At 68.5% G+C, this 25,784-nt stretch carries 28 protein-coding genes; 14 read left to right on the forward strand and 14 right to left on the reverse strand.

All coding sequences use genetic code 11. The features are described 5' to 3' along the window. Positions 1–72: 72 nt before the first annotated feature. From sugE to CFB81_RS11810, 11 genes are all read right to left on the reverse strand, one after another. Positions 73–393, reverse strand: coding sequence for a quaternary ammonium compound efflux SMR transporter SugE (gene sugE / locus CFB81_RS11760; RefSeq protein WP_069618139.1), 321 nt, complete (start codon positions 391–393; stop codon positions 73–75). Between the two features lie 153 nt (positions 394–546). Next, positions 547–828 carry a DUF333 domain-containing protein gene (locus tag CFB81_RS11765; protein ID WP_089435825.1) on the reverse strand — a complete coding sequence of 94 codons (282 nt, stop codon included), beginning with the start codon at positions 826–828 and terminating at the stop codon, positions 547–549. A 152-nt stretch (positions 829–980) separates the two neighbouring features. Further along, a complete protein-coding gene (kdpE, locus tag CFB81_RS11770; RefSeq protein WP_069618137.1) occupies positions 981–1,679 on the reverse strand; it encodes a two-component system response regulator KdpE in 699 nt (232 codons plus the stop codon). Next, on the reverse strand, positions 1,672–4,515 hold the full coding sequence (locus CFB81_RS11775) for a sensor histidine kinase KdpD (RefSeq protein WP_089435401.1): 2,844 nt from the start codon (positions 4,513–4,515) through the stop codon (positions 1,672–1,674). Before CFB81_RS11775 ends, kdpE begins: the two co-directional genes overlap by 8 nt. Positions 4,516–4,667: 152 nt before the next feature. Then, positions 4,668–5,249, reverse strand: coding sequence for a potassium-transporting ATPase subunit KdpC (gene kdpC, locus CFB81_RS11780; RefSeq protein WP_089435402.1), 582 nt, complete (start codon positions 5,247–5,249; stop codon positions 4,668–4,670). Between the two features lie 25 nt (positions 5,250–5,274). Then, complete coding sequence (kdpB, locus tag CFB81_RS11785; RefSeq protein ID WP_089435403.1) at positions 5,275–7,359, reverse strand: potassium-transporting ATPase subunit KdpB; 2,085 nt, start codon at positions 7,357–7,359, stop codon at positions 5,275–5,277. Between the two features lie 54 nt (positions 7,360–7,413). Beyond that, positions 7,414–9,219, reverse strand: coding sequence for a potassium-transporting ATPase subunit KdpA (gene kdpA, locus CFB81_RS11790; RefSeq protein WP_089435404.1), 1,806 nt, complete (start codon positions 9,217–9,219; stop codon positions 7,414–7,416). After that, positions 9,216–9,308, reverse strand: a complete 93-nt coding sequence (kdpF, locus tag CFB81_RS11795; RefSeq protein ID WP_006752209.1) for a K(+)-transporting ATPase subunit F — start codon at positions 9,306–9,308, stop codon at positions 9,216–9,218. Before kdpF ends, kdpA begins: the two co-directional genes overlap by 4 nt. Before the next feature lie 347 nt (positions 9,309–9,655). Then, complete coding sequence (locus CFB81_RS11800; RefSeq protein ID WP_089435405.1) at positions 9,656–10,630, reverse strand: quinone oxidoreductase; 975 nt, start codon at positions 10,628–10,630, stop codon at positions 9,656–9,658. 657 nt (positions 10,631–11,287) lie between these two features. Then, complete coding sequence (locus CFB81_RS11805; protein ID WP_006478230.1) at positions 11,288–11,680, reverse strand: methylglyoxal synthase; 393 nt, start codon at positions 11,678–11,680, stop codon at positions 11,288–11,290. Between the two features lie 52 nt (positions 11,681–11,732). Further along, complete coding sequence (locus CFB81_RS11810; RefSeq protein ID WP_089435826.1) at positions 11,733–12,512, reverse strand: SDR family oxidoreductase; 780 nt, start codon at positions 12,510–12,512, stop codon at positions 11,733–11,735. Between the two features lie 210 nt (positions 12,513–12,722). Between CFB81_RS11810 and upp the strand changes: the two genes are divergently transcribed. The 9 genes from upp to rng all read left to right on the forward strand — a co-directional run bounded on the left by upp (position 12,723) and on the right by rng (position 20,574). Continuing rightward, complete coding sequence (gene upp, locus CFB81_RS11815) at positions 12,723–13,373, forward strand: uracil phosphoribosyltransferase (protein WP_006481871.1); 651 nt, start codon at positions 12,723–12,725, stop codon at positions 13,371–13,373. A 206-nt stretch (positions 13,374–13,579) separates the two neighbouring features. Then, on the forward strand, positions 13,580–14,308 hold the full coding sequence (locus CFB81_RS11820; RefSeq protein WP_006478227.1) for a YebC/PmpR family DNA-binding transcriptional regulator: 729 nt from the start codon (positions 13,580–13,582) through the stop codon (positions 14,306–14,308). A gap of 104 nt (positions 14,309–14,412) precedes the next feature. Then, complete coding sequence (gene purD / locus CFB81_RS11825) at positions 14,413–15,693, forward strand: phosphoribosylamine--glycine ligase (RefSeq protein WP_069618129.1); 1,281 nt, start codon at positions 14,413–14,415, stop codon at positions 15,691–15,693. Positions 15,694–15,811: 118 nt separating this feature from the next. Next, entirely contained in the window at positions 15,812–16,735 is a 924-nt protein-coding gene (hemF, locus tag CFB81_RS11830) for an oxygen-dependent coproporphyrinogen oxidase (protein WP_069618128.1), read from the forward strand. Between the two features lie 8 nt (positions 16,736–16,743). Beyond that, positions 16,744–17,475: a nicotinate-nucleotide adenylyltransferase gene (locus CFB81_RS11835; RefSeq protein ID WP_089435406.1), complete on the forward strand. Its 732-nt coding sequence runs from the start codon at positions 16,744–16,746 to the stop codon at positions 17,473–17,475. Positions 17,476–17,479: 4 nt separating this feature from the next. Continuing rightward, a complete protein-coding gene (rsfS, locus tag CFB81_RS11840) occupies positions 17,480–17,923 on the forward strand; it encodes a ribosome silencing factor (protein WP_006484266.1) in 444 nt (147 codons plus the stop codon). A gap of 18 nt (positions 17,924–17,941) precedes the next feature. Continuing rightward, complete coding sequence (gene rlmH, locus CFB81_RS11845; RefSeq protein ID WP_006484265.1) at positions 17,942–18,412, forward strand: 23S rRNA (pseudouridine(1915)-N(3))-methyltransferase RlmH; 471 nt, start codon at positions 17,942–17,944, stop codon at positions 18,410–18,412. Between the two features lie 51 nt (positions 18,413–18,463). Then, positions 18,464–19,096: a nucleoside triphosphate pyrophosphatase gene (locus tag CFB81_RS11850; RefSeq protein WP_089435407.1), complete on the forward strand. Its 633-nt coding sequence runs from the start codon at positions 18,464–18,466 to the stop codon at positions 19,094–19,096. Between the two features lie 8 nt (positions 19,097–19,104). Continuing rightward, complete coding sequence (gene rng / locus CFB81_RS11855) at positions 19,105–20,574, forward strand: ribonuclease G (protein WP_050016390.1); 1,470 nt, start codon at positions 19,105–19,107, stop codon at positions 20,572–20,574. Between the two features lie 79 nt (positions 20,575–20,653). Here rng and CFB81_RS11860 read toward each other — a convergent pair whose 3' ends face one another. Both CFB81_RS11860 and CFB81_RS11865 read right to left on the reverse strand, forming a co-directional pair. After that, positions 20,654–21,034 carry a DUF1493 family protein gene (locus CFB81_RS11860; protein ID WP_089435408.1) on the reverse strand — a complete coding sequence of 127 codons (381 nt, stop codon included), beginning with the start codon at positions 21,032–21,034 and terminating at the stop codon, positions 20,654–20,656. Continuing rightward, entirely contained in the window at positions 21,027–21,467 is a 441-nt protein-coding gene (locus tag CFB81_RS11865) for an STM2901 family protein (protein ID WP_089435827.1), read from the reverse strand. The genes CFB81_RS11860 and CFB81_RS11865 overlap by 8 nt, the downstream gene beginning before the upstream one ends. 270 nt (positions 21,468–21,737) lie before the next feature. Between CFB81_RS11865 and CFB81_RS11870 the strand changes: the two genes are divergently transcribed. The 5 genes from CFB81_RS11870 (at position 21,738) to CFB81_RS11890 (ending at position 25,303) form a co-directional block, all read left to right on the forward strand. Continuing rightward, entirely contained in the window at positions 21,738–22,073 is a 336-nt protein-coding gene (locus CFB81_RS11870; protein WP_089435409.1) for a YggL family protein, read from the forward strand. Between the two features lie 111 nt (positions 22,074–22,184). Continuing rightward, a complete protein-coding gene (locus CFB81_RS11875) occupies positions 22,185–22,376 on the forward strand; it encodes a hypothetical protein (RefSeq protein ID WP_143328586.1) in 192 nt (63 codons plus the stop codon). A gap of 91 nt (positions 22,377–22,467) precedes the next feature. After that, positions 22,468–23,439 (forward strand): PRC-barrel domain-containing protein, encoded by a 972-nt coding sequence (locus CFB81_RS11880; protein ID WP_089435411.1) that lies wholly within the window; start codon positions 22,468–22,470, stop codon positions 23,437–23,439. Continuing rightward, positions 23,436–24,695: an MFS transporter gene (locus tag CFB81_RS11885; RefSeq protein ID WP_069618121.1), complete on the forward strand. Its 1,260-nt coding sequence runs from the start codon at positions 23,436–23,438 to the stop codon at positions 24,693–24,695. Before CFB81_RS11880 ends, CFB81_RS11885 begins: the two co-directional genes overlap by 4 nt. Before the next feature lie 41 nt (positions 24,696–24,736). Continuing rightward, positions 24,737–25,303 (forward strand): aromatic acid exporter family protein, encoded by a 567-nt coding sequence (locus tag CFB81_RS11890; protein WP_069618120.1) that lies wholly within the window; start codon positions 24,737–24,739, stop codon positions 25,301–25,303. 70 nt (positions 25,304–25,373) lie between these two features. Here CFB81_RS11890 and CFB81_RS11895 read toward each other — a convergent pair whose 3' ends face one another. After that, positions 25,374–25,763 (reverse strand): RcnB family protein, encoded by a 390-nt coding sequence (locus tag CFB81_RS11895; RefSeq protein WP_089435412.1) that lies wholly within the window; start codon positions 25,761–25,763, stop codon positions 25,374–25,376. Positions 25,764–25,784 lie beyond the last annotated feature (21 nt).

A 25,784-nucleotide genomic window follows, 5' to 3' on the forward strand; every position in this document is an offset into this window, starting at 1 on the left:
CTGGCCGGGCGACCGGCGCAATTCCGCGGCGCGGGGCGGCGCCCGGGCACATGCGCGCCCCGCATACCGTCGTCAGGCGGCCGACGACAATTTCAGGCCGACCAGCCCCGCGACGATCAGCGCCGCGCTCGCGACGCGCGCGACGCTCAGCGCCTCGCCCATCATCACGATGCCGAACACGAACGCGCCGACCGCGCCGATGCCCGTCCACACCGCGTACGCGGTGCCGAGCGGCAACTGGCGCATCGCGACCGCGAGCAGCCCGAAGCTGGCCAGCGCCGTCACGATCGTGAACACCGACGGACCGAGCTTCGTGAAGCCGTCCGACGATTTCAAGCCGGCCGCCCAGGCCACTTCCAGCAAACCGGCGATCAACAACCATACCCACGCCATCTCGACGTACTCCGTATCGGATGGGGCCGTCCCCGTTGAAGCGAATGGCCCGGGGTCGTCCCCGGGCGGCGCCGAGTATAACAAGCAGCTTACAGACTTGCCGGCGGCCGGGCATGCCGTCGGTCGATGCGCGGCGCGACCGGCCGGACGCGGTCAGTTCGCCACGCGCTTCGGCGCGCCGCCGCCGACGCAGCGGTCGTCGCGGTACAGCGCCCATTCCTCGCACACGCGGCCATCCTTGAACACGCACATGCCGACCTGCCCGCTCGACAGGTTACGAATCACGTGGCGGCCGCCGAGCTTCTCGCAGTTGACCGACGCGGGATTGGCCAGCGCCGCCGGCGCGGGCGGATGCTGCCCGGGCGGCAGCGGCTGGGCGAACGCGCCGGGCGCAACCAGCGCCAGCGCACAGATGACGACCAGACGGACGGACATTGCACGCTCCTCGATTTCGTTCGCGCAACGGTCAGGATAGCGGGGATTGCGCAGCCGGTGTGCAAGGCCGGCGCCGGTCGCGCGGCTGTCGCGCCGGCGCAACCCTGCCGGGGCGCGACGTCGCGGCCGCATGCGCGGCCGCGCACTGCCCGTCACACGGCGCCGACGAGCCGGTAGCCGACGCCCGTCTCGGTGACGATGTGCTCGGGCTGCGCGGGATCGGCCTCGAGCTTCTGGCGCAGATGCGCCATGTAGATGCGCAGGTAGTGATGGCTCTCGACGTGCGACGGCCCCCACACGTCGCGCAGCAGTTGCCGGTGCGTGAGCACGCGCCCCGCGTGACGCACGAGCGTCGCGAGCAGCCGGTATTCGAGCGGCGTCAGGTGCACGATCTCGCCGTCGCGCCAGACCTGGCGCAGCGCGAGATCGACGCTCACGCCGCCGAAGCTCACCTTCGGCGACTCGTTCGCGCCGCCCTGGTTGCGCCGGCGCAGTTGCGCGCGAATCCGCGCACGCAGTTCGGACACGCCGAACGGCTTGGTCAGGTAGTCGTCGGCGCCCGCGTCGAGCGCCGCGACTTTCTCGTCTTCCTGCGTGCGGGCGGACAGCACGATCACCGGCACTTCGGACCAGCCGCGCAGCTCGCGGATCACGTCGAGGCCGTCGGTGTCGGGCAGGCCGAGATCGACGATCACGAGGTCGGGCTTGCGCGTCGCCGCGTCGATCAGCCCCTGCTTGCCCGTCTCGGCTTCGAACACCGCGATGTCCTCCTCTTCGAGCGCGGCGCGCACGAAGCGGCGGATCTGCTTTTCGTCTTCGATCAGGACGACGGTCAGGGTGGGTTCACTCATGGTCGGGCAATGACTCGGATGGGGGCGATGCGTCCGGCAGGTCGGATTCGTCGTCGGGCACGGCCGGCGCGGCTGGCGGCGTGTCGACCGGCAGCGTGAACCAGAAGCGCGCGCCCGTCACGCGGCCGTCGGGCGCGGTGCGGTTGAGCGCGCCGATTTTACCGCCGTGCGCCTCGACGATCGCGCGGCAGATCGCGAGGCCGAGCCCGATGCCCGGCGTCGCCGATTCCTTCTCGCCGCGCGTGAACTTGTCGAAGATGCGCACTTCCATCCCGGCCGGCAGGCCCGGGCCGTGATCGTCGACGTGCACGCGCACGAATGGCTGGCCGTCGTCGGTCACGCGCTCCGCGCCGATGTCGAGCGACGTATCGGGCGGCGTGTACTTCGCCGCGTTCTCGAACAGGTTGGTGAACAGCCGCTCCATCAGCACCGCGTCCATCTGCAGCAGCGGCAGGTCCACCGGCAGCGCGACGCGCACGGGATGGCGCGCGAGCACGCGCCGGCAGGCTGCGAGCGCGGCGCCGACGGTTTCCTCGAGCAGCGACCACTGGCGCTTGAGCTGCAGGCTGCCGGCCTGCAGCCGTGCCATGTCGAGCAGGTTCGTGACGATGCCCGTCATGCGCAGCGCCTCGTCGTGAATCGCGTCGACGAGTTCGCCCTCGCGCTGCGCGAGCCGGCCGGCCGCCGCGGCATCGCCGGCCTGCGCGGCCGCGCGCCCGTTCGCGAGCATCGACGAAAAACCGACGATCGTCGTGAGCGGCGTGCGCAGGTCGTGCGAGATCGCCGACAGCAGCGAGTTGCGCAGCCGCTCGGATTCCATGTTGACGAGCGCGTCGCGCGCGATCTCGACGTAGTGCACGCGTTCGAGCGCGAGCGCGATCTGCGCGGCGAATGCGTCGAGCATCCGCTGCTGCTCGGGGACCTCGAGTTCGCGCGGCTCGCGCGACGCGACCGCGAGCACGCCGCGCGTGCGCATCGGCGCCTTCAGCGGCAGGTACAGCGCGGCCGTCGCCGGCAACGTATCCGTGCCGCGCCCGGCCGGCTTCTGCTGGTCGTACACCCACTGGCCGACGTCGCTGTCGAGCTCCGCACCCGTCAGCGTGACGGCCGCGTCGGGCTCCTCGATCTTCTGCCGCACCTGATCCGCGCTGTCGGGCAGCAGGAACGCGACGCGCGCGCGGAACACCTCGCCCACATGACGGCTGCCGATCTCGACGATCTGCTCGGTCGTCAGCGCCGCGCCGAGCTCGCGCGCCATCGCATAGATCGCGCCCGTGCGACGCTCGCGGCGCTGCGCGACGCTCGCCTGGCGCGTCAGCGTCGACGTCAGGTGGCTGATCACGAGCGACGTCAGCAGCATCCCGAAGAAGGTCAGCAGGTATTGCGTGTCGCTGACCGAGAACGACATGCGCGGCGGCACGAAGAAGAAATCGAACGCGGCCACCGACAGGAACGATTGCAGCACGCCCGGGCCGCGCCCCAGCCGCACCGCCGAAAACACCACGCCGAGCAGGTACAGCATTACGAGGTTCGTGAGGTCGAGCCGCCCGGACACGACACTCGCGACGCCGGTGATCGCCGCGCAGATCGCGGCCGCATACGCGTAGTGGCGCGGTGGCGAGCGATGCGTGCCGAACTGCGCGAACGCGTCGCGCCAGTCGCGCGCCCGCGCGTCGAGCGGCGCGGCGCGCGTCTCGTCGCTCGCGGACGCGCGGATCAGCATCAGGTCGACGTCGCCCGCGCGCTCCGCCAGCTGCTCGCCGAACGGCCGCGCGAAGCGGCGCGCGAGCCCGACCTTCGGCGAGCCGCCCGCGACGAGCTTCGACACGTTGCGCACCTTCGCATAGCCGATCAGCGCGGCGACCGCGTCGGCGCCGGCGAGCGTGGCCGTCTCCGCGCCGAGCTCGGCCGCGAGCTTCAGCGCGTCGAGCGTGCGCTGCCGCCGCGCGTCGGGCAGCCGCTGCAGGCGCGGCGTCTCGACGTATACGGCGATCCAGTCGGCCTTCAGGCTCGCGGCGAGGCGCGCCGCCGCGCGCACGAGCGTCGGCGCCTCGGCGCCCGGGCCGACGCACACGAGCAGCCGCTCGCGCGCCTGCCAGATGCGCTGGATCGAACGATCGGCGCGGTACTCGCGCATCTGCGCGTCGACGCGATCGGCCGTGCGCCGCAGCGCGAGTTCACGCAGCGCGATCAGGTTGCCCTTGCGGAAGAAGTTGCGCACCGCGCGCTCGGCCTGCTGCGCGAGATACACCTTGCCGTCGCGCATCCGCTCGAGCAGCTCCTCGGCCGGCAGGTCGACGAGCGTGACTTCGTCGGCCGCGTCGAACACGCGATCGGGCACGGTCTCCCACACGCGGATGCCGGTGATCGCGCCGACCACGTCGTTCAGGCTTTCGAGGTGCTGGACGTTGACGGTCGTATACACGTCGATGCCCGCGTCGAGCAGCTCGTAGACGTCCTGCCAGCGCTTCAGGTGCCGTGCGCCCTGCACGTTCGAATGCGCGAGCTCGTCGACGAGGATCAGTTGCGGCGCACGCGCGAGCGCGCCGTCGAGATCGAATTCGGCGAGCGGGCGGCCGCGATAGTCGATGCGGGCGGGCGGCAGCACGTCGAGGCCGTCGAGCAGCGCGGCGGTTTCGGCACGGCCGTGAGTCTCGACGATGCCGACGACGACGTCGACGCCTTCCTGCCGGCGCTGGCGCGCGGCCTGCAGCATCGCGTAGGTCTTGCCGACGCCGGCGGACGCGCCGAAGAAGATCTTGAGCTGGCCGCGCCGCTGCTTTTCTTCGTCTCGTTGCAGCTTGTCGAGGAGTTGGTCGGGATCGGGACGGTTCATGCGTCAGAAGGGCGGCGCGCCGGATGGCGCGCGAGATACAGCCATTGTGGTTCCAAATCGCCGCAAAAGGCAAAGACGGCGCGCGCGCCGTCGAAACGAAGTCGGGCCCGGCGCGCAGCCAGCCGCGCCGGGGAGCCTGCACGCACGCTCGCTCAGCGCGCGGCCTGCGCCGCGTCGAGCGCGAGATTCAGCTTCAGCACGTTCACGCGCGGCTCGCCGAGCACGCCGAACTGGCGGCCCGTCGTGTTCGCGGCGACGATCCGTGCAACCGCGTCCGGCGCCAGGTTGCGCGCCTTCGCGACGCGCACGACCTGGTACGCGGCCGCGGCCGGCGTGATCTCCGGATCGAGGCCGCTCGCCGACGCCGTCACGAGGTCGACCGGCACCGGCTTCGACAGGTCGGTGCCCGCGTCGCGCAGCGCGGCGATGCGCGCCTTCACCTGGTCGGCGAGCGACGGGTTCAGCGGGCCGAAGTTCGAGCCGCCGGAGCCGGCCGCGTTGTACGGCATCGGCGCGGTGGCCGACAGCCGGCCCCAGAAATACTTCGGCGCGTCGAACGACTGGCCGATCAGCGCGGAGCCGACGACCTTGCCGTCCTGCTCGATCAGGCTGCCGTTGGCCTGCGACGGGAACACGGCCTGACCGAACACGGTCATCACGGCCGGGTAAGCGAGCCCCGTCACGGCGGTCAGGATGACGAACAGCACGACGAGGGGGCGAATCAACGATTTCATGATGGTTCCTTCAAGGACGGCCGGCTCAGGCCCAGCCGAGCGCGGCGAGCGTCATGTCGATCAGCTTGATGAACGGGAACGGCAGCAGCACGCCGCCGAGGCCGTAGACCAGCAGGTTGCGGCGCAAGAGCGACGCGGCGCCGAGCGGCCGGTAGGTCACGCCCTTCAGCGCGAGCGGGATCAGCGCGACGATGATCAGCGCGTTGAAGATCACCGCGGACAGGATCGCGGACGCCGGCGACGTCAGATGCATGATGTCGAGCACGCGCAGTTGCGGATAGGTCGTCACGAATGCGGCGGGGATGATCGCGAAGTACTTCGCGATGTCGTTCGCGATCGAGAACGTCGTGAGCGACCCGCGCGTCATCAGCATCTGCTTGCCGATCTCGACGATCTCGATCAGCTTCGTCGGGTTCGAGTCGAGGTCGACCATGTTGCCGGCTTCCTTCGCCGCCTGCGTGCCGGTGTTCATCGCGACCGCCACGTCGGCCTGCGCGAGCGCCGGCGCGTCGTTGGTGCCGTCGCCCGTCATCGCGACGAGCCGCCCGGCCGCCTGGTGCTCGCGGATCGTCGCGAGCTTGGTTTCCGGCGTCGCTTCCGCGAGGAAATCGTCGACGCCCGCTTCCGCCGCGATCGCCGCGGCCGTCAGCCGGTTGTCGCCCGTCACCATCACGGTCTTGATGCCCATCTTGCGCAGTTCCGCGAAGCGCTCCTTGATGCCGCCCTTCACGATGTCCTTCAGCTCGATCACGCCGAGCACGCGCGCCGCCCCGGCCTGCAGGTCGGCCACGACGAGCGGCGTGCTGCCGCGGCGCGCGACGTCGTCCACCGCGCGGCGCACTTCTTCCGGGAAGCGGCTGCCGTGGGTTTCGACGTAGCGGCGAATCGCGTCGGCCGCGCCCTTGCGGATCTCGCGGCCGGGCAGATCGACGCCGCTCATCCGCGTCTGCGCGGAAAAGCCGAGGAACGTCGCATGCAGTTGCGCCATGTCGCGCTGACGGATGTTGAAGCGCTCCTTCGCGAGCACGACGATGCTGCGGCCTTCCGGCGTTTCGTCGGCGAGCGACGACAGTTGCGCGGCATCGGCCAGCGCTTCCTCGGTCACGCCCGGCGCCGGCACGAACATCGATGCCTGACGATTGCCGAGCGTGATCGTGCCGGTCTTGTCGAGCAGCAGCACGTCGACGTCGCCGGCCGCTTCGACCGCGCGGCCCGACGTCGCGATCACGTTCGCCTGCATCATGCGGCTCATCCCGGCCACGCCGATCGCGGACAGCAACCCGCCGATCGTCGTCGGGATCAGGCACACGAGCAGCGCGACGAGCGCGGTGATCGTCACCACGTGGCCGGCCTTCATCGCGTCGACCGAGAACATCGAGAACGGCAGCAGCGTCGCGGTCGCGAGCAGCATCACGATCGTCAGCGCGACGAGCAGGATCGTCAGCGCGACCTCGTTCGGCGTCTTCTTGCGCTTCGCGCCTTCGACCATCGCGATCATCCGGTCGAGGAACGCCTCGCCGGGGTTCGCGGTGACCCTGACGACGATCCAGTCGGACAGCACGCGCGTGCCGCCCGTCACCGACGAGAAGTCGCCGCCCGATTCGCGGATCACCGGCGCGGATTCGCCGGTGATCGCCGATTCGTCGACCGACGCGACGCCGTCGACGACTTCGCCGTCGGCCGGGATCACGTCGCCGGTCTCGACCAGCACGACGTCGCCTTTGCGCAGGTCGGATGCGGTCGTGATGCGGATCGGCGACTTCGGATGCGGCTCGTTGAGCTTCTTCGCCATCACGTCCTTCTTCGCGCTGCGCAGCGACGCGGCCTGCGCCTTCGAGCGCCCTTCGGCGAGCGCTTCGGCGAAGTTCGCGAACAGCACCGTGAACCACAGCCACAGCGCGATCGCGAGGATGAAGCCCGCGGGCGCCTCGGCCTGGCCGGAGAGCGCCGAGATCCACAGGATCGTGGTCAGGATGCTGCCGACGTACACGCAGAACATCACCGGGTTGCGGAACTGCGTGCGCGGCGTGAGTTTCTTGAACGAATCCACGATCGCCGGGCGCAGCAGCGCCGGATCGAACATGGACCGTGTTGCGGAATGTTGAGTCATTGCGATCTCTTCAAGCTCTTCAGTCTTTTCGGTGTGTCGCCATGCGGGCGCGCGTCACGCGCCCAGCCACATCATCAGGTGCTCGACGCCCGGGCCGAGTGCGAGCGCCGGCACGTAGGTCAGCGCGCCTACCAGCAGCACGGTGCCGAGCAGCAGCACGACGAACAGCGGGCCGTGGGTCGGCAGCGTGCCGCTCGTCACCGCGATGCGCTTCTTCGCGGCGAGCGAGCCGGCGATCGCCAGCACCGGCACGATCGTGCCGAAGCGGCCGAACCACATCGCGATCGCGGTCATCCAGTTGTAGAACGGCGTGCCGACCGTCAGGCCCGCGAACGCGCTGCCGTTGTTGTTCGCGGCCGAGCTGAACGCATAGAGGATTTCCGAGAAGCCGTGCGGGCCCGGGTTGGCGATGCCGGCCTTGCCCGCGTCCGCCAACACGGCGATCGACGTGCCGACCAGCACGAGCAGCGGCGTGAGCAGCACGACGATCGACACCATCTTCATCTCGTACGACTCGATCTTCTTGCCGACGTATTCCGGCGTGCGGCCGATCATCAGGCCGGCGACGAACACCGCGAGCAGCGCGAACACGAGCATCCCGTAGAGGCCGGAGCCGACGCCGCCGTAGACCACCTCGCCCAGCTGCATCAGCAGCATCGGCACGAGGCCGCCGACCGGCGTCAGCGAATCGTGCATCGCATCGACCGCGCCGCACGACGCGGCCGTCGTCGCGACCGTGAAGATGCCGGTCTGCGCGATCCCGAAGCGGGTTTCCTTGCCTTCCATGTTGCCGCCCGGCTGCAGCGCGCTCGCCGACTGGTCGACGTGCAGCGCGGCGAGCGTCGGGTTGCCGCCCTGCTCGGCGCTCACCTCGACGCCGGTCGCGACCGCGAACGCGACCGTCATCGCCGCGAGCACCGCGATGCCCTGCCGCCGGTCCCCGATCATGCGGCCGAACACGAGGCACAGCGCGGCCGGGATGATCAGGATCGAGAAGATCTGCAGAAAGTTCGCGAACGGCGTCGGGTTTTCGAACGGGTGTGCGGAGTTCGCGTTGAAGAACCCGCCGCCGTTGGTGCCGAGCATCTTGATCGCTTCCTGCGACGCGACCGGGCCCATCGCGAGCGTCTGCTTCGTGAGTGGCGTCGGCACCGTCACCGGGTTGCCCTTGTCGTCCTTCACCGGGTTGCCCTGCGCGTCGAGCTTCGGCGCCGCATAGGTGCTCGCCTGGAGCACCGGCACGTCCTGGTACGCCTTCATGTTCTGCAGCACGCCCTGGCTCATCAGCAGCGCGGCGACGAGCGCCGCCATCGGCACGAGCACGTACAGCGTCACGCGCGTGAGGTCGACCCAGAAGTTGCCGATCGTTTGCGCGGTGTGACGCGCGAAGCCGCGGATCAGCGCGATCACGACGACGATGCCGGTCGCCGCCGACAGGAAGTTCTGCACGGTCAGGCCCAGCATCTGCGACAGATAGCTGACGGTCTGCTCGGGCGCGTAGTCCTGCCAGTTCGTGTTCGCGACGAAGCTGACGGCCGTGTTGAACGCGCCATCGGGCGTCATCGCGCCGAACTGCTGCGGGTTGCCGGGCAGGAAGCCCTGCAGGCGCAGCAGCCCGTAGAGGAACAGCGCGCCGAGCGCGTTGAACGCGATCGTCGCGAGCGCGTACTGCTTCCAGTTCATCTCGGTGCCGGCATCGACGCCGGCGACGCGGTACAGCGCGCGTTCGAGCGGCCCGAACACGCGCAAGACGCGCGAACTGCCGTCCATTACCGCGCTCAGGTAGCGCGCGACCGGCACGGCCGCCGCGAGCAGCACGACGATGAACAGCAGCGTCTGCAACAGGTTGTTCGCGTTCATTCGATGTCCTCCGCGCGCAGCAGCGCAAAGACGAGATACGCGAACAGCAGGGCCGTCGAAGCGCCCGCCAGCCAAAGCATCCAGGTCATGCGCGCCCCCCGCGACCGTATTGCACGAGCTTGTCGCAACCGGCAAGCAAACCGAGGATCAGCGCGGTGAAGAGCACCAGTGCGCCGATGAAAACCCCATCCATTTTTTGTTCTCCGTCGTCGAAATCGGACGACTAGAACCTTATGGGAACGCGTGTAAAGGGCGGGTCAAAGCTATCGGGGCGGATGTAAAAAACGCGTAAACACGTGCGGCAGGGAACGACGGACCGAACGTGCGGCGGGACTTCGGGCGGGTCGGGAGAGCGATCGGGAGACAAGACGGGCGGCACGCCGGCGCCCGTCCGCGACGGGACGTGCCGGCGTGGCGCCGGCACGAACGGGATGCGTCAGGGAATCAGGATCGTCGAGCCGGTGGTCTTGCGCGCCTCGAGGTCGGCATGCGCGCGGCCGACTTCCGCGAGCGGGTAGCGCTGGTTGATGCTCGTCTTCACCTTGCCCGACAGGATCACGTCGAACAGCTCGGTGGCCGCGACGTCGAGATCGGCGCGCTTCGCGATGTACGAGAACAGCGTCGGGCGCGTGAAGAACAGCGAGCCGCGCGACGAGAATTCCTTCGAGTCGATCGGCGGCAGCGGGCCCGACGCGTTGCCGAAGCTGACGAAGTAGCCGAGCGGCGCGAGGCTGTCGAGCGAACCGACGTAGGTGTCCTTGCCGATCGAATCGTAGACGACCGGCACGCCCGCGCCGTTCGTGATCTCCTTCACGCGCTGCGTGAAGTTCTCGCGCGTGTAGACGATCGGATGATCGCAGCCGTGCGCCTTCGCGAGCTCGGCCTTCTCGTCGGAGCCGACCGTCCCGATCACGGTCGCGCCGAGCGCCTTCGCCCACTGGCACACGAGCAGCCCGACGCCGCCGGCCGCCGCGTGGATCAGGATCGTGTCGCCGGCCTTCACCGGGTACGTGCGGCGCAGCAGGTAGTGCGCGGTCAGCCCCTGCAGCATCACCGACGCCGCGTCGTCGTAGCTGATCCCGTCCGGCAGCTTCACGACGCGCTCGGCCGGCATCACGCGCTCCTGCGCATAGGCGCCGGGCGGCTGCCCGACGTACGCGACGCGGTCGCCGACCTTGAACGCGGTCACGCCGTCGCCGACGGCCGTCACCTCGCCCGCCGCCTCCATCCCGAGGCCGCCGGGCAGCGGCTGCGGATACAGGCCCGTGCGGAAATACACGTCGATGTAGTTGAGCCCGACCGCGTGTTGCCGGATACGGACTTCGCCCGCCTTCGGCGCGCCGACCTCGACATCGACCCACTTCATCACGTCCGGGCCGCCCGGTTGGTCGTATCGGATTGCTTTCGGCATCGTTTTGCTCCTCTTCTGTCTGGAATCTGGAAATCCGGTTCGGCGCGTGCATCGACATTGCCGCTGCGGCGATGCGTGTGAACACGGGTCGTAGCGGAGGATTCTCGCGCGTCGTGCGCGCTCACGCAGCGCGTCGTTGCAATCCCTTCACATTGGTAGGGTTTTCGCGGGAAAGGGATTGCATGGGCCGCCGTCACACTTGGTCACGTTCCTATCAGGGCCTTTGGGTCGTATGAATTTCCGCTCGGTTCGCATTGACTGAGGCCGGCCGCACCGGGGTTTGAACTCACGTTACGAATGCTCGATCGAGGGGCAATCGTAGGAGACTGGCGCTTTCAGCCAATCCTTCCCGATGGAGCATGCGTCACGGGGCATTGCGGGCTGGATCAGTCCATCTTGCCCGAACTGCTACAAGGAATCGAATCCCTTCTATCGTTCAGCGGAACGAGCCATTCACCGTAATCGAGGCCCTCGCGCGCGGAGGGACGTGCCTGGGTCTACGCCGTAGTCGGCCACCGACGGCTTCGCCGAATGCGCAAGCGCGCTCGACAGCGAAGCATTCGGCACGATCCGTCCGACACTCCGCGGCCGATCGCATACGGCAACTTCTTGAACGAAGCCCCCGACCGCTAAAGCGCGGCGCTCTTCAACAGCTGCCTAGCAAACATCCTGCATGTTCCGCGCCAGATCGTCGAGCAGCATCCGCGCGGTCGCGACGTTGGTCGCGACCGGCACGTCGTGCACGTCGCACGCGCGCACCAGTGCGGTGATGTCGGGGTCGTGCGGCTGCGCGGTCATCGGGTCGCGCAGGAACACGACGATGTCGACGCGGCCGTCGGCCAATTCCGCGCCGATCTGCAGGTCACCGCCGAGCGGCCCGGACAGCTTGCGCTCGACCTCGAGCCCGTGCGCGGCGGCGATCCGGCCGCCCGTCGTGCCGGTCGCCACCAGCCGGCATTGCGCGAGCGTCTCGCGATACTGGCCCGCGAGCGCGACGATCTCGTCCTTCTTCGCATCGTGCGCAATCAGTGCGATGCGGGGTTTGCTCATCTCCGTCTCCTTCGTCGTTCGGTTGTTGTCGTCGTGAATCGAAAAGCGCGGGTCAGAACGTACCCGGATACACGCCGCCGTCGAGCAGCCAGTTCTGCCCGGTGATGTAGCCGGCGTGCACGCTGCACAGGAACGCGCAGGCCGCGCCGAATTCGGCGCGCGTGCCGAGTCGCCCGGCCGGGATGTCCTTCGTGCGCCGCGCACGCATCTCGTCGACCGTCACGCCCTGCGCCTTCGCCGACGCGGCGAGCGTCGTCGCGATCCGGTCGGTGTCGAACAGCCCCGGCAGCAGGTTGTTGATCGTCACGCCCTGCCCCGCGACCTTGCGCGACAGCCCCGCGACGAAGCCGGTCAGCCCCGAGCGCGCGCCGTTCGACAGCGCGAGCACGTCGATCGGCGCCTTCACGGCCGAACTCGTGATGTTGACGATCCGGCCGAAGCCGCGGCCGATCATCCCGTCGACGGTCGCGCGGATCAGCTCGATCGGCGTCAGCATGTTCGCCTCGAGCGCGCGGATCCAGTCGTCGTGGGAGAAATCGCGGAAGTCGCCAGGCGGCGGCCCGCCGGCATTCGTCACGAGAATGTCCGGCCGCGGGCACGCGGCGAGCGCGGCCGCGCGGCCGTCCGGCGTCGTGATGTCGCACGCGACCGCCGTGACCGACACGTTCGCGCCGGCGCGGATCTCTTCCGCGGTTTCCTCCAGCGTGTCGCGCGTGCGCGCGACGATCACGAGGTTCACGCCCTCGGCGGCCAGCGCTTCCGCGCAGCCGCGCCCGAGACCCTTGCTGGCCGCGCACACGAGCGCGGTCTTTCCTTCGATACCGAGATCCATCGTCGCTTCCCTGGTGGCGCGCGTGCCGGCGCGGCCCGGCGTGGCCGCCGGCGAGGCGGACAAACGGGCGTGCGCGGCACGCGGATTGTCGTGAGACGTCGATAATATCCGGATCGCGCGGCGCGCCTTGGTAAAATTGCGGCCATGAGCGACGGCCGGCCCGTACCCGCCGCCGCCCCCGATCCCCTTTTGCCGCCAAGGCGCCCCGTCATGAAACAGGACAGCCGTTTCCCGAACCTCTTCATCACCGATCACCCGCTGATCCAGCACAAGCTCACGCACATGCGCGACAAGGACACGTCCACGCGCACGTTCCGCGAACTGCTGCGCGAGATCACGCTGCTGATGGGCTACGAGATCACCCGCAACCTGCCGATCACGACCAAGCGGGTCGAAACCCCGCTGGTCGCGGTCGACGCGCCGGTGATCGCCGGCAAGAAGCTCGCGATCGTGCCCGTGCTGCGCGCGGGCATCGGGATGTCGGACGGCCTGCTCGACCTGGTGCCGTCCGCGCGCGTCGGCCACATCGGCGTGTACCGCGCCGACGACCACCGCCCGGTCGAATACCTGGTGCGCCTGCCGGACCTGGAAGACCGCATCTTCATCCTGTGCGACCCGATGGTCGCGACCGGCTATTCGGCCGTGCACGCGGTCGACGTGCTCAAGCGCCGCAACGTGCCGGCCGCGAACATCATGTTCGTCGCGCTGGTCGCCGCGCCCGAGGGCGTGCAGGTGTTCCAGGACGCGCACCCGGACGTGAAGCTGTTCGTCGCGTCGCTCGACTCGCACCTGAACGAGCACGCGTACATCGTGCCGGGCCTGGGCGACGCCGGCGACCGCCTGTTCGGCACCAAGAACTGACCGCACCGAGCGGCCCGGCACGCCGCGACGGCCGCCCTGGCCATTCGGCCATGCGCGGCGGCCCCGAACCGGCGGTCGCCGCGTGATAAAATCACGATCCACTCGACACGCGCGGCCCCGCGGCTTCATGCCCGCCGACACGGCCGCCGATTCAACGACACATTGCAACAATCGCCCGCGCTGCGCGCCCGGGCACGGAGAAAGGTATGGCTGGTCATTCGAAATGGGCCAACATCAAGCATAAGAAGGCTGCGGCCGACGCGAAGCGCGGCAAGATCTGGACCCGCCTGATCAAGGAAATCCAGGTGGCGGCGCGCCTCGGCGGCGGCGACGTCAACTCGAACCCGCGCCTGCGTCTCGCGGTCGACAAGGCAGCCGACGCGAACATGCCGAAGGACAACGTCAAGCGCGCGATCGATCGCGGCGTCGGCGGTGCGGACGGCGCGAACTACGAAGAGATCCGTTACGAGGGCTACGGCATCAGCGGCGCGGCGATCATCGTCGACACGCTGACCGACAACCGCACCCGCACGGTCGCGGAAGTGCGCCACGCGTTCTCGAAGTTCGGCGGCAACATGGGCACCGACGGCTCGGTCGCGTTCATGTTCGATCACGTCGGCCAGTTCCTGTTCGCGCCCGGCACGTCGGAAGACGCGCTGATGGAAGCCGCGCTCGAAGCCGGCGCGAACGACGTGAACACGAACGACGACGGCTCGATCGAAGTGCTGTGCGACTGGCAGGCATTCTCGGCGGTGAAGGACGCGCTCGAAGCCGCGGGCTTCAAGGCCGAACTCGCCGAAGTGACGATGAAGCCGCAGAACGAAGTCGAATTCACCGGCGACGACGCGGCGAAGATGCAGAAGCTGCTGGACGCGCTCGAGAACCTCGACGACGTGCAGGACGTGTATACGAACGCCGTCATCGTCGAGGAATGAGATGCCGGCCGCCGCGTAGCTGTCGCGGTGGCGGCCCGACCGATTTCGCGGCCGGCGCGCCTGAGCGTGCCGGCCGCCCTGTTTTCTAGTCTGCGGGGAATCCCATGAAACTACTCGTCGTCGGTTCCGGCGGCCGCGAACATGCGCTGGCGTGGAAGCTCGCGCAGTCGCCGCGCGTCCAGATGGTCTACGTCGCGCCCGGCAATGGCGGCACGGCGCAGGACGAGCGTCTGAAGAACGTCGACATCACGGCGCTCGACGAACTCGCCGATTTCGCGGAACGCGAAGGCGTCGCGTTCACGCTCGTCGGGCCGGAAGCCCCGCTCGCGGCCGGCATCGTCAACCTGTTCCGCGCACGCGGCCTGAAGGTGTTCGGCCCGACCCGCGAAGCCGCGCAGCTCGAAAGCTCGAAGGATTTCGCGAAGGCGTTCATGAAGCGCCACAACATTCCGACGGCCGACTACGAAACCTTCGCCGATGCGGCCGCCGCGCACGCGTACATCGACGCGAAGGGTGCGCCGATCGTCGTGAAGGCCGACGGCCTCGCGGCCGGCAAGGGCGTCGTCGTCGCGATGACGCTCGAAGAGGCCCATGCGGCCGTCGACATGATGCTGTCGGGCAACAAGCTCGGCGATGCCGGCGCGCGCGTCGTGATCGAGGAATTCCTCGACGGCGAGGAAGCCAGCTTCATCGTGATGGTCGACGGCAAGCATGCACTGGCGCTGGCTTCCAGCCAGGACCACAAGCGCCTGCTCGACGAAGATCGCGGCCCGAACACCGGCGGCATGGGCGCGTATTCGCCCGCGCCGATCGTCACGCCGCAGATGCACGCCCGCGTGATGCGCGAAATCATCATGCCGACCGTGCGCGGGATGGAGAAGGACGGCATCCGCTTCACCGGCTTCCTGTACGCGGGCCTGATGATCGACAAGGACGGCAATCCGCGCACGCTCGAATTCAACTGCCGGATGGGCGACCCGGAAACGCAGCCGATCATGGCGCGCCTGAAGAGCGATTTCTCGAAGGTCGTCGAGCAGGCGATCGCGGGCACGCTCGACACCGTCGAGCTCGACTGGGATCGCCGCACCGCGCTGGGCGTCGTGCTCGCCGCGCACGGCTACCCGGACGCGCCGCGCAAGGGTGACCGCATCAACGGGATCCCGGCCGAGACCGAACAGGCCGTGACGTTCCATGCGGGCACGACGCTCGCCGACGGCGACAAGCTCGTGACGTCGGGCGGACGCGTACTGTGCGTGGTCGGCCTCGCCGATTCGGTGCGCGAAGCGCAGCAGCATGCGTACGACACGATCAACCAGATCAATTTCGAAGGCATGCAGTACCGCCGCGACATCGGCTTTCGCGCGCTCAATCGCAAGAGCGCGTGACGTCGCCCTCGCCGTCCCGCGCGCTCGCGGCGGCGGCCCGTCTGCCGGGGTTCGATAGAATGCCCGGCAGACGCTTTTTTTACGGCCCCCGCCCAGAGTGGGGGCAGCCAGTCCAGACATGACCGATTCGACCTACGACGTGACGCGCGTGCGCACGTACCTCCAGGGCCTGCAGACACGCATCGCCGACGCGCTCGGCGCACTCGACGGCACGCCGCTCGCGACCGACACGTGGCAGCGCGGGCCGGCCGAACGCCTGCGCGGCGGCGGCTGCACGCGGATTCTCGAAGGCGGCCGCGTGTTCGAACGCGCGGGAATCGGCTTTTCCGACGTCGCGGGCGACGCGCTGCCGCCGTCGGCGAGCGCGGCGCGCCCGCAGCTCGCGGGCCGCGGCTTCGAGGCGCTCGGCGTGTCGCTCGTGCTGCACCCGCGCAATCCGTACTGCCCGACCGTGCACATGAACGTGCGGATGCTGATCGCGACGAAACCGGGTGAAGACCCCGTGTTCTGGTTCGGCGGCGGCATGGATCTGACACCGGTTTACGGCTTCGAGGACGACGCGCGGCATTTCCACCAGACCTGCAAGGATGCGCTGGACCCGTTCGGCGCCGAGCTCTACCCGCGCTTCAAGCAATGGTGCGACGAATATTTCTTCCTGAAGCACCGCAACGAAACGCGCGGTATCGGCGGGATCTTCTTCGACGATTTCTCGGAGCCCGGTTTCGAACGCGCGTTTGACATGATGCAAAGCGTCGGGGACGCGTTCCTGCGCGCTTACCTGCCGATCGTCGAGCGCCGCGCCGGGTTGCCGTACGGCGAGCGCGAGCGCGACTTCCAGGCCTACCGCCGCGGCCGTTACGTCGAATTCAACCTCGTGTTCGACCGCGGCACGCTGTTCGGCCTGCAAAGCGGCGGCCGGACCGAGTCGATCCTGATGTCGATGCCGCCGGTCGCGAACTGGCGCTATAACTGGCAACCCGAGCCGGGTTCGCCGGAAGCGCGCCTGTATAGCGACTTCCTCGTGCCGCGCGACTGGGTCTGAGCCCGGGCATGCCGCTGCCCCAACGAAAGGACGCGTTTCTGGACACCACCGCCCGCCCCGCCCCGCTGCCGCGTCGTATCGGCTTGCTGGGCGGTACCTTCGACCCGATCCACGACGGCCACCTCGCGCTCGCGCGCCGGTTCGCCGCGCTGCTCGACCTGACCGAACTCGTGCTGCTGCCGGCCGGGCAGCCGTACCAGAAGCGCGACGTGTCGGCCGCCGAGCACCGGCTCGCGATGACGCGCGCGGCCGCCGGCACGCTGTCCGTGCCGGGCGTGACCGTGACCGTCGCCACCGACGAGATCGAGCACAGCGGCCCGACCTACACGGTCGAGACGCTCGCGCGCTGGCGCGAGCGGATCGGCCCGGATGCGTCGCTGTCGCTGCTGATCGGCGCCGACCAGCTCGTGCGCCTCGATACGTGGCGCGACTGGCGCACGCTGTTCGACTACGCGCACATCGGCGTGTCGACGCGCCCGGGCTTCGAGCTCGGCGCGGCGCCGCCGGACGTCGCACGGGAAATCGCCGCGCGGGAGGCCGGCGCCGACGTGCTGAAGGCCACGCCGGCGGGCCGCCTGCTGATCGATACGACCCTTTCGTTCGACATCGCCGCGACCGACATCCGCGCGCATCTGCGCGAATGCATCGCACGCCATGCGCAAATGCCCGACGCGTCGGCAGAACATGTGCCGGCCGCCGTATGGGCCTATATTCTTCAACATCGCCTCTACCATTCCTGAATCCATGGATATTCGCAAACTGCAGCGCGTGATCGTCGACGCCCTCGAAGACGTCAAGGCGCAAGACATCAAGGTGTTCAACACCAGCCACCTGACCGAATTGTTCGACCGCGTGGTCGTCGCCTCGGGCACCTCCAACCGCCAGACCAAGGCGCTCGCGTCGAACGTGCGCGACAAGGTCAAGGAAGCCGGCGGCGACGTCGTCAGCTCCGAAGGCGAGGACACCGGCGAATGGGTGCTGGTCGACTGCGGCGACGCGGTCGTGCACATCCTGCAACCGGCGCTGCGCCAGTACTACAACCTCGAGGAAATCTGGGGCGACAAGCCCGTGCGGATGAAGCTCGGCGGCGGCAAGGGCAACGGTTTCGCGACGGCGAGCGAAGACGACGAGGAAGAGGAAGAAGCGCCCGCACGCCCGGCGCGCAAGACGGCCGCCCGCCGCCGTTAAGCCGTCACGCATGCCCCGATGAAGCTTTTCATCCTCGCGGTCGGCCACAAGATGCCGGGCTGGATCGCATCCGGCTTCGACGAATACACGAAGCGGATGCCGCCCGAACTGCGCATCGAGTTGCGCGAAATCAAGCCTGAATTGCGTTCGGGCGGCCGCAGCGCCGAAAGCGTGATGGCGGCCGAGCGGCAGAAGATCGAGGCCGCGCTGCCGAAGGGCGCGCGCCTCGTCGCGCTCGACGAGCGCGGCCGCGACTGGACCACGATGCAGCTCGCGCAGGCGCTGCCCGGCTGGCAGCAGGACGGCCGCGACGTCGCGTTCGTGATCGGCGGCGCCGACGGGCTCGATCCGGAACTGAAAGCGCGCGCCGACGTGCTGCTGCGCATCTCCAGCATGACGCTGCCGCACGGCATGGTGCGCGTGCTGCTCGCCGAACAGCTTTACCGGGCGTGGAGCATCACGCAGAATCACCCCTACCACCGCGCATGACGTGTCGTCCTCGAGACGCGCGCCGCGCGCGCTCAACGAGATAACGACACCATGCCGTCCAGCACGTCCCCCGCGCTTTTCCCGATCCTTTACCTCGCTTCGCAAAGCCCGCGCCGCCAGGAGCTGCTGCAGCAGATCGGCGTACGCTTCGAGCTGCTGCTGCCGCGCCCCGACGAGGACGCCGAGGCGCTCGAAGCCGAACTGCCCGGCGAAGCCGCCGACGCGTACGTGCGGCGCGTGACCGTCGCGAAGGCCGAGGCCGCGCGTGCGCGCCTCGTCGCGAGCGGCAAGCCGGCCGCGCCGGTGCTCGTTGCGGACACCACGGTGACCATCGACGGCGCGATCCTCGGCAAGCCGGCCGACGCCGACGATGCGCTCGCGATGCTCACCCGCCTCGCGGGCCGCGAACACGAGGTGCTGACGGCCGTCGCCGTGATCGGCGCCGATGGCGAACTGCTGCCGCCCGCGCTGTCGCGCTCGTCGGTGCGCTTTTCAAACGCACCGAGCGACGCGTTCGCGCGCTACGTCGACACCGGCGAGCCGTTCGGCAAGGCCGGCGCGTACGCGATCCAGGGCCGCGCGGCCGAATTCATCGAGCGAATCGACGGATCCCATTCAGGTATCATGGGTCTGCCCCTTTTTGAGACTGCCGCGCTGCTGCGTACCGCACGCGTCGCCTTCTGAACCGCACCATGAACGAAGAAATCCTGATCAACCTCACGCCGCAGGAAACGCGCGTCGCACTCGTCCAGCAAGGTGCGGTGCAGGAGCTTCACGTCGAGCGGACGCTGTCGCGCGGACGGGTCGGCAACATCTATCTCGGCAAGGTCGTGCGCGTGCTGCCCGGCATGCAGTCGGCATTCATCGACATCGGCCTCGAGCGCGCGGCGTTCCTGCACGTCGCCGACATCTGGCATCCGCGCCTCGCGGGCGAGCCGCAGTCGGGCGCGCCGCACCAGCCGATCGAGAAGATCGTGTTCGAAGGCCAGACGCTGATGGTGCAGGTGATCAAGGATCCGATCGGCACGAAAGGCGCGCGGCTGTCGACGCAGGTCAGCATCGCGGGCCGCACGCTCGTCTACCTGCCGCAGGAGCCGCATATCGGCATCTCGCAGAAGATCGAGAGCGAGGCCGAACGCGAGGCCGTGCGCGCGCGCCTGACCGCCGTGATCCCGCCGGACGAGAAAGGCGGCTACATCGTGCGGACGATCGCCGAGGATGCGACGTCCGACGAACTGGCCGGTGACGTCGCGTACCTGCGCAAGACCTGGGCGACGATCGTCGCGCAAGCGCAGCGGCTGCCGGCGACGAGCCTGCTGTACCAGGATCTCGATCTCGCGCAGCGCGTGCTGCGCGATTTCGCGAACGACGACACGACGCGCATCCAGGTCGATTCGCGCGAGACCTACCAGCGCCTGTCGGAATTCGCGGGCGAGTTCACGCCGGCCGTGAGCCCGAAGCTGCATCACTACACGGGCGAGCGGCCGCTGTTCGACCTGTACAACATCGAGACGGAGATCCAGCGCGCGCTGTCGCGCCGCGTCGACCTGAAGTCGGGCGGTTACCTGATGATCGACCAGACCGAGGCGATGACGACGATCGATGTGAACACGGGCGGCTATGTCGGCGCGCGCAACTTCGACGACACGATCTTCAAGACCAACCTCGAGGCCGCGCACACGATCGCGCGGCAGCTACGGCTGCGCAACCTCGGCGGGATCATCATCATCGACTTCATCGACATGGAGAACGCCGAGCATCGCGACGCGGTGCTGTCCGAGCTGAAGAAGGCGCTGTCGCGCGACCGCACGCGCGTGACGGTCAACAGCTTCTCGCAGCTCGGACTCGTCGAGATGACGCGCAAGCGCACGCGCGAATCGCTCGCGCACGTGCTGTGCGAACCGTGCCCGACCTGCCAGGGCAAGGGCCAGGTGAAGACGTCGCGCACCGTGTGCTACGACATCCTGCGCGAGATCCTGCGCGAGTCGCGCCAGTTCAATCCACGCGAGTTTCGCGTGATCGCCGCGCAGCAGGTGATCGACCTGTTCCTCGACGAAGAATCGCAGCATCTGGCGATGCTGATCGACTTCATCGGCAAACCGGTGTCGCTGCAGGTCGAGTCGAATTTGAGCCAGGAGCAGTACGACATCGTGCTGATGTGACCGTGCGTTCTTTGGCGGTTGCGCGATTTCTGCCCGGCATGGGAGATATTTCGCGCAACCTGCATCCAATGGGGAACGGCTATTCCGCGCGGCCCCCTTCCCGTGCGAAGCGCTCGATCGCTTCGCTATCCCATCGGCCGAGACGCATCGCGTCTTCCAGCATGCCGAGTGTCAGGGGCACAAGTTCGGGGTCACGATATTTCGACGAAAACAGCCCAAGGAACGTTCTGACCATATCGAGCGTTTCCGGGCCGATGTATCGCTGATACGGGAAATGCTCTACATCGATCCCGAAGGTCTCGCCCCACTTGTCGATAAATTCGATCGCGTCGATTCCCGTGATGCGGAGATCCTCTTCCATCCGGCTTGAACGTGACAGCTTCAACGGACCACCAAAAAGCGGACGCCCTAACTCCTCCCGAGCAAATGCCTCGAGCCGATCCCATGCCGTGTCAGCCATATCGGAGCACTCTGTCTTCCGGTTTTGCAGTGCTGTTGTAGACCTGCACCGTATTCCACATGACGACTGCCGCATCCGTGGCGAGCATGACAGTGCCGACAACGGGCACTGCACGCCCGACGAATGCACCGAGGTTACGAGTCGTCGCGATCCGCATACCACCGGCACCGGCTTTCGTGATGGTCGGCATCCGAATTCCGACGTTGAACGGCAGCGCTTTGCGCGCCGCAAGCGACGCAACGGAGGTGCCGGCCACTGCGCCGCGCGGCTTGCCGGGAACCGGCACATCGTTCTGCCCCAATAGAACGGCAGCCGCAGCACCAAGGTCGTGAAAGCCAAACCGTTTGCAAACCTGATTCACGGCACCCCAGAAAAACAGATCCCCCGGCGTGAGATCCTGACGCCCCTCGTACGAATAGCGATTGTCCGACACACGGCCCTCGTGGTTGTTCGAATGACCGCAGACCTTAGCCAAGCCGAACACGCTCGCCATCCCTGTATCATTCGGTCAGGCGTGCAATAGGCCGCTTGACCAGGCCGCACGGCGAACAGCGCATCGCGCAATTGTTTAAGAACAGTTTCGAAAACGGTCCCGCGATACGCCCGCTTTCGCCGCCAGCGTCACCCATGCAGCATGTCGACAGGGCGCCCGCGCCATCCGCCGCGCTATCCTTTCTCACCTCTCATTCACTCAGCACACACCATGAGCCAAGGCCACAACCGCCGTCAGCGCAAGAAACTCCACATCGGCGAATTCCAGGAACTCTCGTTCAACGCCACCGCGCATTACCGCAACGACATGACCGACCTCGAGCGCGGCCAGTTGATCGATGCATTCATCGACTTCGTCGAAGCGAACGGGCTGCTGACCGTCGCGTCCGCGGACGAAGGCATCGGTGCGTACGTGATCTCCGGCGCGCCGCGCGGCACGACGATCGACGCCGATCGCGAACTCGTGCGCGGATGGCTGGCCGCCCGTCCGGAACTGAAGGACGTCCAGGTCAGCGAATTCGCCGACGCATGGTATCCGGACGCCTGATTTCCCGGGTTCACGCTGCTTCAGGTAGCGCCCGCCCCTGCCCGCCACCACGGCGGGCGCGGCGGGCGTCGCTTCTTCCGAACGATCATCACGGCCGCTGGCGTTGCGGCGTTGATGTCGCTGTCCGCGTACGACGGCTCGAACTCGCCGCACCAGCACACCGCCGGTAGCGGCGCCGGTGCCCGCATCGTCATCAACCACGCGCCGCCGCCGGGCCTCGGACCGGCCGCCGATCCCTTCCTTTTCCCGACGGTCCGCCTGCGATCCGCCATCGAAATCGGTCCTGAAAGCAAGACACGTTAAACTCTCACCCTCGCGTGGTGCGCCGCCCGCACCCGCCATCCATCGCCAGCCGCGTGCCCTCGGGCCGCCCCGACCCATGGAGTGAGTGTCAATGAGCGGCGGACTCCCGTTTCCCGCATCCCGCAAGTCGTTGCCGTCCTCGACGGTCTTCCTGATCGTCGCCGTCGCCGCGCTGCTGTCCGGCTGCGGGCTGCTGCCGGTCCAGAATCCGCCCGCGCCGATCAGCGAGGCGCTCGTCGAGCCCGTCGAGGAAACCGCCGGCGAGCCGCTGACGATGCCGCCCGTGCCCGCGCCGACGCAACCGGAGGAACCGGAAGCGCCGAAGAAGCCGCACCGCGAAGTGGCACGGCCTAAGCCCGTGCAGCGCCCCGAATCGCCGACCCCGCCGCCGCCTCCGCCCCCGCCGCTCGTCGCGACGCGCGCGCTCGACCGCACCCAGATCCATGCGCTGCTCGACAGCGAAGTCGCGCGCCGCAACGGCAAGGTGGTCGGCCGCGCGGTCGACATGGTGGTCGATGCGAGCGGCAAGCCGCGCGAGATGATCGTCAACCTGCAGGGCTTCATGGGGATCGGCGACCGCAAGGTCGTCTTCCCGTGGAACGTGTTCCGCTTCACGCCGGGCGGCAAACAGGAGCCGATCGTGCTCGACGTGCCGTCGGGCGATCTGCCGCCGGCCGCGCGGCCGAAGGCCGTGCCGCTGTCGGGCTCGGCCGCGGCGTCGCCGACGACGCGGCTGCCGATGCTCGACAGCGATGTCGAGCGCCCGAACGGCACGAAGATCGGCCGCATCGTCGATGTGCTGATCGACCGCGGCGCGCAGCCGCAGGCCGTCGTGCTCGACCTCGGCGGGCTCGTCAATACCGATCGCCGTTCGATCGCCGCGAGCTGGGGCGCGCTGCGCTTCGTCACGCGCGACAAGGCGCTGCACCCGCAGCTCGACCTGAACGACGCGCAGATCAAGGCATCGCCGCCGTATGCGGCCGACAAGCCGATCGTCGCGGTCTTTCCGCCCGTTGCCCCGGCGGCAGCGGTGCCGGCTTCGTCTGCGAGTGCCACCCGATGACGATCAAGCATTCCGTCAGCGTTCGCAGTCTCCGGGCCCTCGACTGGCTCAACTTTTTCGTTGCAAACGTTCAAACCGGGTTCGGTCCGTTCATCGCGTCCTACCTCGCGTCGCACAAGTGGACGCAGGGCGAGATCGGCATGGTGCTGTCGATCGGCACGATCAGCGCGATGGTCAGCCAGGTGCCGGGCGGCGCGGCCGTCGATGCGCTGAAGAACAAGAAAGGCGCGGCCGCGTGGGCGATCGCGGCCATCATCCTGTCCGCGGTACTGCTCGCGTCGAGCCCGACGATCGTGCCGGTGATCGCCGCCGAGGTGTTCCACGGTTTCGCGAGCTGCATGCTGGTGCCGGCGATGGCCGCGATCTCGTTCTCGCTCGTCGGCCGCGCCGACCTCGGCGACCGGCTGGGCCGCAACGCGCGCTGGGCGTCGATCGGCAGCGCGGTCGCGGCGGGCCTGATGGGGCTCACCGGCGAATACTTCTCCGCGCGCGCGGTGTTCTGGCTGACCGCCGTGCTGGCGCTGCCCGCGCTGTTCGCGCTCGCGATGATCCAGCCGACGCACCAGGTGATTCCGCAGTCGTCGAAACCTGACGACCTCGACGAAGCCGGCGAGCGCGAAACGCTGCTCGAACTGCTGCGCGACCGCCGGATGCTGATCTTCGCGGCCTGCGTCGTGCTGTTCCACCTGTCGAACGCCGCGATGCTGAACCTCGCGGCCGGCGAAGTCACGGCCGGGATGGGCGAGAACGTGCAGCTCGTGATCGCCGCGTGCATCATCGTGCCGCAGGCGATCGTCGCGATGCTGTCGCCGTGGGTCGGCCGTTCCGCGCAGCGCTGGGGGCGCCGCCCGATCCTGCTGCTCGGCTTCTCCGCGCTGCCGGTGCGCGCGCTGCTGTTCGCCGGCGTCAGCAGCCCGTACCTGCTCGTGCCGGTCCAGATGCTCGACGGCATCAGCGCGGCCGTGTTCGGCGTGATGCTGCCGCTGATCGCGGCCGACGTCGCGGGCGGCAAGGGCCGCTACAACCTGTGCATCGGGCTGTTCGGGCTCGCGGCCGGGATCGGCGCGACGCTCAGCACGGCCGTGGCCGGCTACGTCGCCGATCACTTCGGCAACGCGGTCAGTTTCTTCGGGCTCGCCGCGGCAGGCGCGCTCGCGGTGCTGCTGGTCTGGCTCGTGATGCCCGAAACGCGCGTCGGGAACGGCGACGCGACGGCCGACGAACCGGCGCCCGCCTCGCCCGAACAGGCGCATTGACGGCGGCGCGCCGCCGCTCCCCGCTTCTTGGCCGACGCACGATGGATACGATCAGGACACTCAACGAAGCCCGCCAGCAGATCCAGCAGTCGATCTTCGATCTGTTCAAGGGGCTGTCATTCGGCGAACGGCTCGCGCAAGGCGGGCTGATGGCGGTGCAGGCCGTCTGCGGCGCGTGCCTCGCGTATGCGATCGGCCGCGCGATGCATAGCGAGCAGGCGGTATGGGCGGCGATCACCGCAATCGCCGTCACGCAGCACAACTACTCGGACACGATGTCGCTGTCGCGCGACCAGTTCATCGGCGCGATGGTCGGCGGCGTCCTGGGCTTCGCCGGTGCGGCGTTGGGCGGCGATCGCCTCGTCGCGTATGCGATCACGGTCGCGGTCGTGATCGTCTGCTGCTGGTGCCTGAACATCGGCAGCGCGGCACGGCTCGGCGGCGTGACCGCGACGATCGTGCTGCTGTTCCCGGGCAACGGCCCGCTGTGGGACGTTCCGCTGATCCGGCTCGGCGAAGTGACGCTCGGCACGGTGTGCGCGCTGGGCGTGTGCTGGGTGATGTCGAGAATCGAGCGGCGCTGGTTCCGCCGCGCGGCGGCAAAGTGACGCGGCGCCGGGCCACGCGCCCGGCAGCCGGATGAACGATCGGAACGCTGCGTGACGATTACGGACCGGGTTACGGACCGACCCGCAGCACGATGCCCGAGCCGATCTGCACGAGCAGGTAGTCGCCGCCGACGCCGACCCAGTGATAGCCGCGCGGCGGCGCACTCAGGTGGTAGCCGCGCCAGTCGTCGACCACATACTGGCGATCGCGGAGCTCGTCCGGCAGCCGGTCCCCCTTGTGCCAGTCGCGGCGCGGCCCGTCGGCCCAGCGCGGCGGCACGTCGTCGCGATGCATCGCGTGCCCGGGCGGCACGTGTTTCGGGCCATGGCCGTGCTGCATCCCGTGGCCGCCGCGGTCGTCGCGATTGCCGTGGTTGCCGTGATCCTGCGCCATCGCCGCGGTGGCGGCGCAGCCGGCCGCGATCAGTGCGGCCAGCATCATGCCGTGCATCCTCTTCATTGTCCTTCCCTCCGTGGTGTC

Source organism: Burkholderia sp. AU28863, assembly GCF_002223195.1.
In the GTDB taxonomy this organism is placed as follows: domain Bacteria; phylum Pseudomonadota; class Gammaproteobacteria; order Burkholderiales; family Burkholderiaceae; genus Burkholderia; species Burkholderia sola.

What these genes read in the sequence shown, in the direction of transcription:
- sugE (WP_069618139.1), bottom strand. Translation starts at nt 393, where the DNA reads ATGGCGTGGGTATGGTTGTTGATCGCCGGTTTGCTGGAAGTGGCCTGG.
- CFB81_RS11765 (WP_089435825.1), bottom strand. Translation starts at nt 828, where the DNA reads ATGTCCGTCCGTCTGGTCGTCATCTGTGCGCTGGCGCTGGTTGCGCCC.
- kdpE (WP_069618137.1), bottom strand. Translation starts at nt 1,679, where the DNA reads ATGAGTGAACCCACCCTGACCGTCGTCCTGATCGAAGACGAAAAGCAG.
- CFB81_RS11775 (WP_089435401.1), bottom strand. Translation starts at nt 4,515, where the DNA reads ATGAACCGTCCCGATCCCGACCAACTCCTCGACAAGCTGCAACGAGAC.
- kdpC (WP_089435402.1), bottom strand. Translation starts at nt 5,249, where the DNA reads ATGAAATCGTTGATTCGCCCCCTCGTCGTGCTGTTCGTCATCCTGACC.
- kdpB (WP_089435403.1), bottom strand. Translation starts at nt 7,359, where the DNA reads ATGACTCAACATTCCGCAACACGGTCCATGTTCGATCCGGCGCTGCTG.
- kdpA (WP_089435404.1), bottom strand. Translation starts at nt 9,219, where the DNA reads ATGAACGCGAACAACCTGTTGCAGACGCTGCTGTTCATCGTCGTGCTG.
- kdpF (WP_006752209.1), bottom strand. Translation starts at nt 9,308, where the DNA reads ATGACCTGGATGCTTTGGCTGGCGGGCGCTTCGACGGCCCTGCTGTTC.
- CFB81_RS11800 (WP_089435405.1), bottom strand. Translation starts at nt 10,630, where the DNA reads ATGCCGAAAGCAATCCGATACGACCAACCGGGCGGCCCGGACGTGATG.
- CFB81_RS11805 (WP_006478230.1), bottom strand. Translation starts at nt 11,680, where the DNA reads ATGAGCAAACCCCGCATCGCACTGATTGCGCACGATGCGAAGAAGGAC.
- CFB81_RS11810 (WP_089435826.1), bottom strand. Translation starts at nt 12,512, where the DNA reads ATGGATCTCGGTATCGAAGGAAAGACCGCGCTCGTGTGCGCGGCCAGC.
- upp (WP_006481871.1), top strand. Translation starts at nt 12,723, where the DNA reads ATGAAACAGGACAGCCGTTTCCCGAACCTCTTCATCACCGATCACCCG.
- CFB81_RS11820 (WP_006478227.1), top strand. Translation starts at nt 13,580, where the DNA reads ATGGCTGGTCATTCGAAATGGGCCAACATCAAGCATAAGAAGGCTGCG.
- purD (WP_069618129.1), top strand. Translation starts at nt 14,413, where the DNA reads ATGAAACTACTCGTCGTCGGTTCCGGCGGCCGCGAACATGCGCTGGCG.
- hemF (WP_069618128.1), top strand. Translation starts at nt 15,812, where the DNA reads ATGACCGATTCGACCTACGACGTGACGCGCGTGCGCACGTACCTCCAG.
- CFB81_RS11835 (WP_089435406.1), top strand. Translation starts at nt 16,744, where the DNA reads ATGCCGCTGCCCCAACGAAAGGACGCGTTTCTGGACACCACCGCCCGC.
- rsfS (WP_006484266.1), top strand. Translation starts at nt 17,480, where the DNA reads ATGGATATTCGCAAACTGCAGCGCGTGATCGTCGACGCCCTCGAAGAC.
- rlmH (WP_006484265.1), top strand. Translation starts at nt 17,942, where the DNA reads ATGAAGCTTTTCATCCTCGCGGTCGGCCACAAGATGCCGGGCTGGATC.
- CFB81_RS11850 (WP_089435407.1), top strand. Translation starts at nt 18,464, where the DNA reads ATGCCGTCCAGCACGTCCCCCGCGCTTTTCCCGATCCTTTACCTCGCT.
- rng (WP_050016390.1), top strand. Translation starts at nt 19,105, where the DNA reads ATGAACGAAGAAATCCTGATCAACCTCACGCCGCAGGAAACGCGCGTC.
- CFB81_RS11860 (WP_089435408.1), bottom strand. Translation starts at nt 21,034, where the DNA reads ATGGCTGACACGGCATGGGATCGGCTCGAGGCATTTGCTCGGGAGGAG.
- CFB81_RS11870 (WP_089435409.1), top strand. Translation starts at nt 21,738, where the DNA reads ATGAGCCAAGGCCACAACCGCCGTCAGCGCAAGAAACTCCACATCGGC.
- CFB81_RS11880 (WP_089435411.1), top strand. Translation starts at nt 22,468, where the DNA reads ATGAGCGGCGGACTCCCGTTTCCCGCATCCCGCAAGTCGTTGCCGTCC.
- CFB81_RS11885 (WP_069618121.1), top strand. Translation starts at nt 23,436, where the DNA reads ATGACGATCAAGCATTCCGTCAGCGTTCGCAGTCTCCGGGCCCTCGAC.
- CFB81_RS11890 (WP_069618120.1), top strand. Translation starts at nt 24,737, where the DNA reads ATGGATACGATCAGGACACTCAACGAAGCCCGCCAGCAGATCCAGCAG.
- CFB81_RS11895 (WP_089435412.1), bottom strand. Translation starts at nt 25,763, where the DNA reads ATGAAGAGGATGCACGGCATGATGCTGGCCGCACTGATCGCGGCCGGC.